Consider the following 12,922-nt stretch of genomic DNA (forward strand, 5'->3'; position numbering starts at 1 on the left):
GCATTTTGATCAGCCAAATAGTTCAGAGACCAAGAAACCAATAGTGTAGTAAAAAGTTGAAAGGGTGATTTATATGGCAAAGAGAATGTGATTATCTAATTTTGCAACAGATCATCCAGTGGTGCATCATCTTCATCCACGAGGGTGCGGCGCGTTTTGCCGCCGGATTTGGGGTCTTCGACGAGGCCCATCTCGTAGAGGTGTTCCATGAGGCGGGCGGCGCGCGGGTAGCCGAGGCGTAGCTTTCGCTGCAAGAAAGAGGCGGAAATGGTGTCGTTTTTCTGCGCCAGCTCGATGGCGGCTTCCAGCAGGCTGTCCGTTTCGTCCAGCAGGGCGTGTTTGGCGATGAGGCTGTCCCAGGGGGTGGGCATTGGTTCAAAGTCGTCGGGGATGTTTTCGTGCCAAAAGGCGACAATGCGCTCAATTTCGCGGTCGGTGGGGTAGACGCCCTGGACGCGGGATGGGGCACTGGCCTCTGGCGAAAGGAAGAGCATGTCGCCCTTACCCAGCAGTTGGTCTGCGCCGGTGGTGTCTAAAATGACGCGGGAATCTACATTGGAGGCGACGGCAAAGGAGAGCCGAGCCGGAAAGTTTGCTTTGATAAGCCCGGTGATGACGTCGGTAGACGGCCGTTGCGTAGCCACCACCAAATGAATCCCCGTCGCCCGCGCCATTTGCGCCAGACGGCAAAGCGTGCGCTCCACATCGCCGGGGTACATATGCATGAGATCGGCCAGTTCGTCTATGAAGACGGCGATGTAAGGGAACTTTTTGCGCGTTTTGTCGCTTGCAGCTCTGCGATTGTAGCCGCCGATGTTGCGGGCGTTAACCTGGGCAAACATTTCGTAGCGACGATCCATTTCGGCCGTGAGCCAGCGCAGCACGCCCACCGCCCGATCCGCATCCACCTCCACCTGGCCGATGAGGTGGGGCAGACCGTTGAAGCGAATCAGCTCCACCTTTTTGGGATCGATCATGATGAGATTGAGCTTGTCTGGCGTGTTGTTGAAGACAAGGCAACTGATGAGCGCGTTGATGCAGACGGATTTACCAGAACCAGTGGTGCCTGCGATGAGCAGGTGGGGCATCTTGGCTAAATCAATCGCCATCGGTGCGCCGGAGACATTTTTGCCCAAAGCCACGGCCAGATTGGAGTTGTATCCGGTAAATTCAGGGGATTCGACAATGGAGCGCAGGCTGACAACGGCCGTTTCCGAATTCGGTACCTCAATCCCCACAATCCCCCGACCCGGCACCGGAGCTTGAATGCGGAGGCGGGTGGCAGCCAGGGCCAACGCCAAATCTTTACGCAAAGCGGCAATTTGGTTCACTCGCACTTTTTGCTGGCGAGGTTCGCCGTCTGGGCCAGTGCGCTCGACGTAGCCCGGTTCTACGCCAAATTGGGTGATGGCCGGGCCACGTTGAATTTGGGTAACGGTGGCGGGCAGGCCAAAGTGTGCCAATGTTTCTTCAATAATTTTCTTCTTCTCATCAATTTCGGCTGGGGTTAAGGCCACGTCCCGCCCTTCTTCCAGTAGATCGAGCGGCGGCAGTCGTTTGCTGCGTCTTTGGGCAGATGGATCGGCGTAAACGGCCGTATCCTCAATAATCAACAACTCGTCATGGCTAGTAACTGGGGGCTGGCTTGGCAACGGCAGTTGCACTGCCCGCTCTGGCTGGGTCACGGATGACTGCTCTGGCGGAGCCAACTCTTGTGAAAGCTGCCGCAAATGGATGGAGAGTCTATTTAACCCCGACAGCAAATCTTCCCAAGTGAACCCCACCATAAGGCTGATGCCATAGACAAGCAAAAGTAAATAAAAGCCATTGGTCAGAAAAGTGCCAAAAAAGTCGAGTAATGGTTCAGACAACGCCCAGCCAACCAGTCCACCCCCTTTGCCTAAATAAACTTCTGGTGGGGTGGTGCCACTAAGCTGGTAACTGAGGGGTAGCAGCGTCAGCAGCACCAGTTCAAAGCCAATTACTTGGGCCGTGCGAATGTTGTACGGCTTTTCTACCTGCCGCAAAGTAAGGTGCAGCCCCGCAGCCGACGTCGAAAGCAGCAGAGGGTAAATACCCCAGCCAAACAGGGTGCGAAACAGGCAAAGCCAGGAACCGTCTTCTCCGAGACATGCGTCATTGGGCAAACTGAGTATGGCAAGCAAGATTAGAAAGGAGAGGGTGAAAAGAACGATGCCTGCGATTTCTACGCGCCAGGGGATTAGACTGTTGATGAGACGTTCGTCCCAGGTGGGTGGGGGCGGCGTAGGGGTTTTTCTGCCGCCGGAAGATTTTGATCGTGCCATACCAGTACGTGACTGGGTAATTATGTAATTAAGTAATGTAGGTAATTACTCAACAACTTAATTACTCAATATCATCGGTTGTGAGCCCGCGCAAAGTAAGCGCCAAGCGCTTGTTGCTACCATCTACCTTCAAGATGCGCGCCACCACAATTTGGCCTTTGGATACCACATTGCGGGGGTGTAAAAAGGTGCCTTCGGCTAGCTGTGAGATGTGAATGAGCCCTTCCAGCTCATCTTCAATTATGACAAAGGCACCAAAGCTGACCACATTGCTGATGGTTCCTTCTACAAGCTGTCCCGGCTTATACCGTTGGTTAACGGTGAGCCAGGGGTTTGCTTTTAATCGTTTTAGGCTGAGGGCAACACGGCCGTTTTCTGAATCTACATTGAGTACTTTTACCGTGACGGTTTGGTCTGGTTTCAAAATGTCGCTGGGATGAATAACGCGGCTCCAGGACAGTTCAGAAATGTGAATGAGCCCTTCTATGCCGCCTAAATCTACGAATGCGCCAAAGTTTGTGAGGTTCGTCACGGTGCCAGTGTGTATTTGGTCTTCTTCGATGCGCTCAAATAGCTGCTCGCGAGTATCTGCTTCCACCAGCGTGGCTCGTTCAGACAAAATGAGCCGGTTCATGTCTCGATTCAGCTCTATGATTTTTAGGGTGAGCTCTTCTGATTGCCATCCTTTGAGGGCATTTAAACGTTCGCTTTCCAAATGAAATTGGGGAAAATCAATGAGCTGAGAGGCAGGGACAAAGCCCTGTAGCCCGCGCCACTGAACCAGCAAACCACCTTTGTTATAACCAACGACAGATAGGTTCATGGTTTCATCAGCGTCCATAATTTGTTGGGCGTGCCGCCACGGATCACCCTCACGGGTACGTTCACCATCTGCCCACCGGAAACGGCCGTCCAGACGTCGATTTAAAGATTTCCAACCGGTGTTTTTGGCTGTTTCCACTTTCGGTTCTGCGGGCAGCAGTGCCTCCTCTTGTTCAAACAAGGAAGCCCAATAGGCATCGTCAGGTTGTGATTGAGAAGACATTTCTGGTGGGGAGGCGTTTGCAGTCATTTCCATTACTCTCTGCGGGTTTAGTTGAAACAATATTACCGGATGATGCTGTTGCAAACAAGCGAAATTCTTGGTAGATAGTGAGGGAAAACTGTTCATGCAAAAGCGGGAAAGTAATTGGAAATAAGCAAAGCCAGTTCTCCCGCTTTCACTGAGTAATTCACAATTCCGCGGCTCAATTTTTATCAAGATACTTTTTGTGATTTACACAATGGCTATAATAAAGAACTTGTATTTACTCCAATCAATTATAGAAAGAGATAGCAGCATGTCAACTAAAATTTTATGCAATTTTTATACGAATTTGACAAATAAAGGCAATAAAGGGAGATTCACGGATGAATGAATTAGCAGCAACGGCCGTATCGCAGGCACTCTCTACTCGCTGGCTGGGCCAAGCTTACCAATTTTTCCCAGAGGTAGATTCCACCAACGATTTGCTCAAGGAGATGGTGCAGCAAGGTTCCGAGGACGATCCACCAACTGGGTTGCTACTCTTAACAGAATACCAACGGCGGGGACGCGGCCGTTTGGAACGCCGTTGGGATGCGCCCCCCGGCAGTTCGCTATTGCTTTCCATGCTGTTTCGCCCCAACTGGCCCGCAGAGCAAACAAACTGGCTCACTATGCTAGTCAGCGTGGCGGCGACTGAGGCGATTGCTGCCCATACCGATCTCACTGTACGCCTAAAGTGGCCCAATGACATCGTGGTGCAGCAGTCTGGGCAATGGCACAAGGTGAGTGGTATTTTGCAGGAAGGTGGTTTTGGCGCAGACGGCCGTCTGCAATGGGCAATCGTCGGCATTGGCATCAACGTCAATATTCCAGCCGCGCAGCTGCCAGATGGCATTACCCCAGCGACTAGCTTATTGGCGGCAACAGGGCAGCCTGTGCCCCGACTGCCTCTGCTGGCCACCTTTCTTCAGAAGGTGGAAAAATTGTATGATGCTGTTGGCAACGGCCGTTCCCCACACCCCCAATGGCAAGAAAAACTGATAAACTTGGGACAGCCCGTCCACGTCACGCAGGCTCAAACAGGCCACCAACTTCATGGTATTGCCGAAGCTACAGACCCCGCCGGGCATCTACTCGTGCGAGACAAAACCGGCCAGCTACATACCGTCGCTGCCGCCGACGTGACCCTGCAAGAAATCTAGTTATTGTCAACTAAAACCCTCGTTTTTCGCCAAAATTGGGTTACAATAGATTCAATCTTCGGTTAGCCACACACCTTATCAATCAACCCGAAGGGAAAACCGCTAGAAAGTTTTGGCAGCAAATGAAGAGAGGAATCCACCCATGACCGATTTCCGCGATGACTTTGACGATGATTTAAATAGCGAGCTCGATGATGATTTTTCTGCCTTCCGGGACGATCTGTTTGGAGATGATGAAGGATCACCGTTGGTAGACGATCTACCGCCCATTGACGATATGGATGATGAATTTGAGCAGCTGCGCCGTAAATCGGCGCGTGGCGAATCGCTTGATGATGATTTAGCCAGCGACGACGAGTTTTTTAGCGAAGAAAGCAGCGGCGGTAGCGGCTTTGCCTGGCGCAATTTCACCCCTGGTCAGCGGCTCATCTTGGCCCTGCTCGTATTCCTCAACATTGTCATGGGTGTCATAGGTCTTCTGGTTATTACCGGCAATTTGGGCTAATTCTTTAAACATCCAACAGACTGAAACAAAAACAGGGCGCGATGAGCGCCCTGTTTTGCTTTAAGGAAGGGGAGGTTTACGGCGAGGATTCCGTTGTTGTGGGCTGGCCACCTGTATCCACTGTGGGCACAATGCCAGGCCCTGGCAAAACCAGGGTGGGAATGGTGCCTTCCGGCGTAAAGATAATCTTGTCCGTGTCCGTGAGGGCGCTGGCGTTAGCTTGTACTATCAGCAGCTCCACGTATTCTGGATTTTGAGCATAAATTAGAGCCAACGCATCTTGAAGAGCGGTGTCTGCCTGTGCTTGAACCAGAGCGACTTCAGCCAAAATTTCCGCAATTATCAAATCTTCTTCGGCCTGCAATAGCTCATTTTCTTTTGTGGCTAAAAGTACCGCCTGTTGCCGGGCAATCTCGGCCAAATCATTGACTTGGGTCGCTTCAATAACGGCCAACTGGGCAGACAAACGCTCTTGTTCTAGCTGAGCCAGGATAATTTGCTGGCGCGTTTGCTCTTGAATACGGCTTTGTTCTACCCGAATTTCACCCTCTTGGCGTGCTTGTTCGGCCGCAGCTTCCGCCTCTGCTTTAAGCTCATCCTGGGCTGCTTTTTCTGTTAGCAGACGACTTTGCACAATGGCGTCCAGGGCTGCTTGCACTTCTGGTGATAAGATAACTTCTGGCACAACCAGGTTTTCAATTCGCAAACCAATATCGGCAACCAGGTTGTTGAGTTCTTCATCAATGCAGGTTCGCAATTCATCGCGTGATGTACCGATGATGTTGTTGTCGAAGGTACGGTCACCCACGCACACTTTCATGGATTGCCGGGCCAAATCCTGTACGCGCGTGCTGGCCAGCAGATCGTCTCGGTAAATACCGCGATATTGCGCCCACTGTTCCTCAATGAGTGGGGCCTGCCCCAGATCGGGGCGGAAAATATCGCCGCTGACGACCAAACCAATTCGCTGCTTATCTTGCGTGATTATCTCTACATCTGTCACGGTGAAGGGAATGGCTTGGGCAGAGATGGTTTCTAGTGAGACAAACAGGCCAAAGTCGCTGTAGACGCCAGGCCCCACAACTTGGTGAATACGGTTGTTGCGGAACTGAATGCCTACCTCTTGTTCCTGAACGGATTCGAAGATGTAGAAAAATTGGCCTGCAAATGAGAGTAATAGCACAATGCCAACGATTGCGATAACCACAACGACAATGCGTCGTGCACCTGCCAAATTTAATTGTCTATTGTTCATAGAATCTCCTATTTGTCTAAAGATGTGGAATGATCTTAACAGATTTTACGCATTTTGGAGGATTTGGTTTCAGTCGTTTTCTTCCCCCGGTCTGTATTCTTGTTCCAAATTTGCCAGGATTTCTGCTTCGATAAACCAGACTGGCGTGAGTTCCCGCGCAACAAAAATTGGAGCTTGATCGGCAAAATGGGGTGAGGTTTCATCCTGCGTGGCGCTGCCGTATTGGTGGATGCTCTGCGAGCTAACGGAGCCGTCTGGCTGCCAGGTTACCAGCAAAATGTATGAATCTCCTGCGATGCCGTGGAAACGGCTGTCTTCCCCCATATCCCCATAAACCGCGTGTAGCACATCCGGTGCGCCGCCGAGTCCCAAATTGGTATCGCCTCGTACCAGGCGGTTTACTTCCTGCCAGGGTACTTCGACCGTGCCGAAATGCTCCATTAGATGTGTCACTGCTTGTGAGAAGCTGCTTTGGGCGGAAACGGCCGTAAACAGCCCACCCGTCATATTCGACACTGACATTTCAGTCCCGTCCGCTTCCAGTAAATAGTACAGAGTTAGTATTGCCACGGTTGCTCCTGTACTGTCTGGCGCGGTTTGCCAATCCCAGCTAGCCAATAAATCGTAAGCCGTGCGTTCGTTTGGGTCATCGGGCGGAGACCCTGCCAAAATTGTGTTCACCATCCGGGCCATGTCCGATTCGGGATGGTAGGTCATGTCATATTTATAAGCGAAAAAGTCAGCTTCCGTAATAGATTCATCCCCACCCACCAGTGCCAACGAACGCAATGAGCGGTTAGACATGGTGTCGTCAATGCCTAGCGTCACAGAATAGTCGGCTTCGTCTGGGTTGCCTGCGCCCAGCGTGGTGCGGTAAGGATTGCTGTTGCTGTTTTGCACAAAGCCAGAGGGCGGATTGCTTACCTGCGGCAGATCATCAAACGGCAAATATTCCGTCCACAGCGTTTCTGACGTGTTGCCGGGCAAATATTGTTGCCAGTTATAACCCTCAGCGCGGATGGGAATACGGCCGTTATACACATAAAAAATATTCCCTTCCGCATCGGCATACCCCACATTAAACATCGGCAACGGCCCTTCGCGCATCGCCGCCCGCCACTCTTCCAGGTTGGTTGCTTTGTTTAGCCGCACAAACTGCTCCACATGGCCAATTTCCCCCATCCCCGCATACCGGATGGCATACACGCCATGCTCCTGCCGCACCGTTGGCCCATATACCGACCATAACACCTCTTGCTTCACCGTCCAGCGAAAACGGCCGAACAGCGTCACTGTAATTGGCGCTTCGCCTACCTCCAAATCGCGCCATTCACCATCAAACAGATATTGGTCTGGATTGTCAGGGTTTATTTCCAGTACGTAAATATCAATCAAATCTGGTCTGTTTACCGTAAACGCCCAGCCCAAATGCTCATTGTGACCGTGAGTGATGGTGGGTGAACCAGGCAGCAAGCCGCCCACTGTGTTCCACCCCTCGTCGCTCACAACGTGGGCCTCATACCAAGCCACCGGCCCCTCCCACGGCTGGTGCGAATTGATCGCCAAAAACGTTTCCCCGTTGGCACTGCGCTCTGGCCCCACGGCGATGACGTTGGAGCCATATTTCACTGCTGGTGGCAAATGGGAAACTGGAGACTGGAGATTAGAGATGGGAGATTGTGCAATCTCCTTTTCAGAGATGGTTCCCTGCCGCGTTTCAGCAAAAAGCTCGCCCAATGCGCCATCTAATCCAAAAAAGAGCGGTACACGATGGATAAAACCGGCCGCCACATCCCGCCCAGAAAGAGGGAACACTTCTGGCAGCATCACTTCGTCCTCGTGCAGGGCGGCGTAATAGTTCAACCCATCGGCGTATCCTTGCATGATGGCCTGGATTTCTGACGGGACGGTGTCGTATTCAGCATCTACCACGTCCCAGATGCGGAGTAGCTGCACCATGTAATCGTTGGGCGCGGCGTCTATGCCATAAGCCATGCCCAGCCTGCCCCGTGCCGCCACTAACGCTTGCTGGATGGTGAGGAAATCATCTTCTGCATGTGCGTAACCGAGGCCATAGGCAGCGTCTGCGTCGGTTTTGCCAAAAATGTGCGGCACGCCAAAGCTATCTCGCCGGATGATGACATTGTAATTTTCATTCACTGCTTCCAGCTCATCCAGATTCACCACAAACGGCCAAACACCCTGCGGCCAGAAAATGTAGGCAGCGGCCAATGCCAACACCCCAACCACACCCAACGCAATTTTTTGCCATCTTCTCATCAAAGTTAACCTCGTAGCCGCGGATTCTTTCCGCGCAGGGGCTTTAAAAACGCGGAAAGAATCCGCGGCTACTAAAAATCAAGATTTTTTACTGAGCCCGGTTCTATGTGCCCCCAACCGATTTCATACCAGCCGCGCTTCAAATATTCATGGTAGCTGGAATGCGGATAATCTTCTGGCCTAATTACCAAGCCATGTTTTACAGGATTGTAATGGATGTAATGCAGGTGATTGAGATAATCGCGCTCATCACGACGGATAGTTTGGCGTAGGAGCGCAATGTTGGCTGGGTTAATAAAAATTGGTTGGCGGTTTTTTGTTACGGCCGTTACAAAGTAAATTGCACCTGCCATGTACACGCGTTTAATCCGGTCACGAATCTGATTACTCATGATTCAATCTCAGTAGCCGCGGATTCTTTCCGCGCAACCAAGACGGTTCGCGCGGAAAGAATCCGCAGCTACGAAACATTTACTCTGAGGGTGTCAAAATTAGGTGGTTTACGGCCGTTTCCATCACACTTTCTTCGCTCCACACCATTGGTAGATACTCCCCGTTCAGCCACAGCTCAATCTGGTCATCATAATTGGGGTGATACGGGTGACCAGATTGCCCAGTGGGGATGACCCATTCGCTAGCATCAAAGTCGCTCATATCCACCAGCATTCGCATGGAAACATGACCAGATACTGCTGCCGGATTGCTCCAACGCCAGCTATTGGCATTCACAATGCTACTGCCGCCGTCGGCCGGGAACGGCCCGCGATTTACCAGCGACTCTACCGCACCAATGCCGCTTTCACCCAGCGGGCTACTCACAAAGGTGGCGGTGTGGATGCTGCCCCAGGTCCATTCGTTCATGTCGCCGCCCACATTTTCCTCAAACCAGGCCACGGTATCCTCCAACGCCATCAGCAAAATGTCTGCCTGCGATTCTTCGGTGTCTGTGGTGGTGTCGTCCCACCAAATCGCTTCTGGATTGGCGGCCAACTGGTGGAACAGCACCCGCCCGCCAAATGAACTGACATTCTCCTCACCCACGTCATCCAACAGAGTGGCTTGTGCTAGGTGCATGTAGAATATCTCGAACAATGCTGCTGGCACGCTGTCGCGTCGTAGCTGCCGATCCCAGCCGCGCAGCCGCTCCAGCGCCGCTTGCACTGTCTCGTCGTCGCTGGAGAGGCCGTCCAGCAGTGGAATGTAGCTGTCTGCCATGAGCGAGTGGCTGTCAAACTGGATGCGGGCCATATCGTCCTGAGATAGTTCGCCGTCTCCATCCAGTTCTGCCTCGATCAAATCTATGATGCGCTGGCCGCGATCCCCATCGGCCCAATAGAGGTTGAGGAAGTATGGATACGCCTCGTCAACTACTGAATGGTTAGCGGTGACGATGTAGCCCCCCTCAGGGTTTAGCACGGCGGGCAGCTCTTCGTAAGGCACCCACCCGGTCCATTCGTATTCACCTGTCCAGCCGGGAACTGGCACTAGCCCATCCCCGTTGGCGCGGATGGGAATCCGCCCAGGCATTTGGTAAGCGATATTGCCTTCCACATCGGCATAGACAAAGTTTTGCGAGGGGACATCCCAATAGCGCAGGGCTTCGCGGAAATCTTGGTAATTTACGGCCGTATTCAACCCAATAATCGCCTCCAACGTTCGCATTGGTTCATGAGCCGTCCAGCGCATGGCCAGCACGTCGCTGGTGTCGTCCCGCAAATCGCTGATGATGGGGCCGTGCCGGGTAATCTTTACCTCGATCACCACCACCTCACCGCCGTTGACCTTGATCACCTCTTCGATGATTTCCATATCTTCCCACTCGCCCATAAACTCAACCTGGTTGGGATTGTTGGGGTTGAGCTTCTCGATGTACAAATCCTGCACGTCTGGGCCAACGTTAGTGACACCCCAAGCAATGTTGCCGTTGTGGCCGATGACCACGCCGGGGACCCCCGCAAAGCTAAAGCCCTGCACATTGTAGCCGGGAGCGTGCAGTCCCACCTGGTACCAAATCGAGGGCATCTGGATGCCCAAATGCGGGTCGTTGGCCAGTAGAGGCAGCCCCGTGTCGGTGTGGTCGCCGCTGATAGCCCAGTTGTTGCTACCAACAAAATCGCCGCTGCCAAAGAAGCCGTTTGCCGGATAGCTGCCAACGATGTTTGTGTTGACGTTTTCCCAGTTGACCTGCTGCAATTGCTCATGCAATGAAACAATACAACTTGTTTGGCTGTGGCCGACGTCCTCGCCGCGCCACAAGCTGGCACGGTCTGGAGACCGGCCAGAGCGGCAAAAATGGGTCATTGCTTCGGTTTCTTCATTGGTGAACTCAATCTCTATCGCGTCAGTCGGAACTATCACAGGGCGACTATCATACGGGTAGAAGGGGAGTAGGTTAGCGGTTGTTCCTTCGCCTAATTTATTGATGAGATTGGCGCGGCGCAGTTCACTGCTCCAGTTTCCGCCCAAATCATCGGCCATCACTACTGCCCAGCCGATGGTATGTAACGGTTCCCACGGTTCAATTTCCCACTTTTCATTCACCAAGCCCAACACGGTGTAATTGAGGGAAACATTGTCGCCTTGCTCGGCGATGTAAGCGTTGACGCCTTCGCTATATGCCTCCAGGATGGCCATCATTTCTGGCGAGTTGCTTTCGTAGTAAGCTAGCGAGTCGGCGGCGATGCGATTCCAGCCCATCGTGCGGATGAAGGTATCAATCTCTATACCTGGCTGGCCGATGATCTCCGCAGTGCGTCCCTGGCCGATGTAACGCCAGAACTCCATTTGCCAGAAGCGATCCTGGGCATGAACGTAGCCTTGCGCCAGGAAGAGGTCATGCTCATTTTCGGCGTAGATGTAGGGGATGCCGTTTTCGTCGCGGTAGACGTTGACTGTATCTTCCAGTCCGGGGATGGTGAGGGTGGTATCGGTGTCGGGGTACGGCCGTCTCACATTCACCACGCCTACAATGGTCAAAACGACAATCAGTAGAGCAATGATGCCAACTAAAATTAATCCAATGCGGGCTGCCAGTTTCATCTTTTCCTCCAGTGGGCTGCGGGCTGTGCCAGGAACGTCATGCGGCGTTTGCAGATGGGGCACAGCTAGTTGAATAGGCACAATGATACCTGCTTTGAGGTTGAGCAACTAGGTGAAAATGTAGGCGTAGCGGAGAAGAAAGTAGCCCCTTTTTAGCAGGCCACGATTTGATTACTCAGATGATAGGGCGGAAAACAAATTTGATTTTTGCCATGCCCAAACGACAGCTTCGGAGCGATTTGATACCTTAAGCTTTTTGAAAATTTTCTGCTTGTGATGTTTGACGGTTGAAACTGTGATTTGCAATGTGGCAGCTATTTCCTTGTCGGCCAGGCCCAGGGCCAGATAGTGTAATACTTGCTGTTGCCGGGGTGAGAGATTGGCTTCTTCAACGTCTGGCAATGATTTACCGACGGCGGTAAGCGGCCGTAAAACAATCATACGCATCCGACGGCCGTTATAAATAATTGGGCTGGCAGTAACTTCCATAGCAATCTCGCTGCCATTTTTATGAATGCAACTGGTTTGGTACTTATGATGATGGCCTACGCTCATATTTTTAAGAATATTGCTTTGTTCTGAGGAAGGGGCCATGGCGTGAACCAGCACCTGAATCGTTTGCCCGATCAGATCGCTAGCTAAATACCCGTAGACTTGTGTGACAGCTTTATTGATGGCAATGATACGGCCGTTTTCATGGATGACAACCGGGCTGTAAGTATCATTAAACAATGCTTCGAAATGCCTTTCCTGCTCTGCATCTTGCTGTGAGGTAGACAGCATTTTCTCAAGAACCACTTCTTTTGATACGTACATTTTGTGCAGCTTGTTACTGTACCCCACTGTCATTTCAGCCCAGAAGAGGGGTAAACGCTGGGCCAGCCAGGCCGTCTGCGCTTCATCCAGACCCAGGAAAAGCTGCTCCGCCAGCAGCCGTTGAAGATAGCCCAGCTTTTCTAGCGATAGTTCAAATGCCTGTGCCAATTGCTCGCCCACTCGTCTCCCTGCTTCGGGATGAAAGGGGGTCATAAGGAGATAATCGGCAATCTGATTTTGGAGATCGGCGGCGGTTACGGAGGTTTTAAGTGCATTAGAAGCAGGCAGTAAGTACCATACCATCTCTATTTCTTGACGGTGGGTTGACCAATGCTTCTCGATTTGCTTTGCGAAATTTTTCGTTCTCATTTTTCATTAATGTTTAACTCATAAAAACCTGTCCGTTTAGATAGGTGGCGATCAGAATGGCTTATGCTAAGATTTTTATGCGGTTAATCTTAACCCAACAGCAATAGAATGCACACCAAAGTC

9 protein-coding genes are annotated in these 12,922 nt (G+C 51.9%); 2 read left to right on the plus strand and 7 right to left on the minus strand.

Going from position 1 to position 12,922, the window contains the following annotated elements:
* Positions 1–95 precede the first annotated feature (95 nt).
* Together ACOQPM_RS00710 and ACOQPM_RS00715 are read right to left on the minus strand one after the other, a co-directional pair.
* Positions 96–2,306: a DNA translocase FtsK gene (locus tag ACOQPM_RS00710; RefSeq protein WP_420627302.1), complete on the minus strand. Its 2,211-nt coding sequence runs from the start codon at positions 2,304–2,306 to the stop codon at positions 96–98.
* Between the two features lie 61 nt (positions 2,307–2,367).
* Positions 2,368–3,384, minus strand: a complete 1,017-nt coding sequence (locus tag ACOQPM_RS00715; protein ID WP_420627303.1) for a 30S ribosomal protein S1 — start codon at positions 3,382–3,384, stop codon at positions 2,368–2,370.
* 332 nt (positions 3,385–3,716) lie between these two features.
* Between ACOQPM_RS00715 and ACOQPM_RS00720 the strand changes: the two genes are divergently transcribed.
* Positions 3,717–4,535, plus strand: coding sequence for a biotin--[acetyl-CoA-carboxylase] ligase (locus tag ACOQPM_RS00720; RefSeq protein WP_420627304.1), 819 nt, complete (start codon positions 3,717–3,719; stop codon positions 4,533–4,535).
* 142 nt (positions 4,536–4,677) lie between these two features.
* Entirely contained in the window at positions 4,678–5,040 is a 363-nt protein-coding gene (locus tag ACOQPM_RS00725) for a hypothetical protein (protein WP_420627305.1), read from the plus strand.
* Positions 5,041–5,116: 76 nt separating this feature from the next.
* Here the strand turns inward: ACOQPM_RS00725 and ACOQPM_RS00730 are convergent, their stop codons facing one another.
* The 5 genes from ACOQPM_RS00730 to ACOQPM_RS00750 all read right to left on the minus strand — a co-directional run bounded on the left by ACOQPM_RS00730 (position 5,117) and on the right by ACOQPM_RS00750 (position 12,799).
* Entirely contained in the window at positions 5,117–6,295 is a 1,179-nt protein-coding gene (locus ACOQPM_RS00730; RefSeq protein ID WP_420627306.1) for an SPFH domain-containing protein, read from the minus strand.
* Positions 6,296–6,364: 69 nt separating this feature from the next.
* Positions 6,365–8,575, minus strand: coding sequence for an acylase (locus tag ACOQPM_RS00735; protein ID WP_420627307.1), 2,211 nt, complete (start codon positions 8,573–8,575; stop codon positions 6,365–6,367).
* A 71-nt stretch (positions 8,576–8,646) separates the two neighbouring features.
* Positions 8,647–8,967: a hypothetical protein gene (locus tag ACOQPM_RS00740; protein WP_420627308.1), complete on the minus strand. Its 321-nt coding sequence runs from the start codon at positions 8,965–8,967 to the stop codon at positions 8,647–8,649.
* 79 nt (positions 8,968–9,046) lie between these two features.
* A complete protein-coding gene (locus tag ACOQPM_RS00745; protein ID WP_420627309.1) occupies positions 9,047–11,695 on the minus strand; it encodes a penicillin acylase family protein in 2,649 nt (882 codons plus the stop codon).
* Between the two features lie 90 nt (positions 11,696–11,785).
* Entirely contained in the window at positions 11,786–12,799 is a 1,014-nt protein-coding gene (locus ACOQPM_RS00750; protein WP_420627310.1) for a LuxR C-terminal-related transcriptional regulator, read from the minus strand.
* Positions 12,800–12,922: the final 123 nt, after the last annotated feature.

Source organism: Candidatus Leptofilum sp., assembly GCF_965223525.1.
Lineage (GTDB): Bacteria > Chloroflexota > Anaerolineae > Promineifilales > Promineifilaceae > Leptofilum.

Excerpts from the sequence above, each read along its gene's own strand:
- ACOQPM_RS00715 (WP_420627303.1), bottom strand. The coding sequence starts at position 3,384 with ATGGAAATGACTGCAAACGCCTCCCCACCAGAAATGTCTTCTCAATCA.
- ACOQPM_RS00730 (WP_420627306.1), bottom strand. The coding sequence starts at position 6,295 with ATGAACAATAGACAATTAAATTTGGCAGGTGCACGACGCATTGTCGTT.
- ACOQPM_RS00710 (WP_420627302.1), bottom strand. The coding sequence starts at position 2,306 with ATGGCACGATCAAAATCTTCCGGCGGCAGAAAAACCCCTACGCCGCCC.
- ACOQPM_RS00725 (WP_420627305.1), top strand. The coding sequence starts at position 4,678 with ATGACCGATTTCCGCGATGACTTTGACGATGATTTAAATAGCGAGCTC.
- ACOQPM_RS00735 (WP_420627307.1), bottom strand. The coding sequence starts at position 8,575 with ATGAGAAGATGGCAAAAAATTGCGTTGGGTGTGGTTGGGGTGTTGGCA.
- ACOQPM_RS00720 (WP_420627304.1), top strand. The coding sequence starts at position 3,717 with ATGAATGAATTAGCAGCAACGGCCGTATCGCAGGCACTCTCTACTCGC.
- ACOQPM_RS00740 (WP_420627308.1), bottom strand. The coding sequence starts at position 8,967 with ATGAGTAATCAGATTCGTGACCGGATTAAACGCGTGTACATGGCAGGT.
- ACOQPM_RS00750 (WP_420627310.1), bottom strand. The coding sequence starts at position 12,799 with ATGAGAACGAAAAATTTCGCAAAGCAAATCGAGAAGCATTGGTCAACC.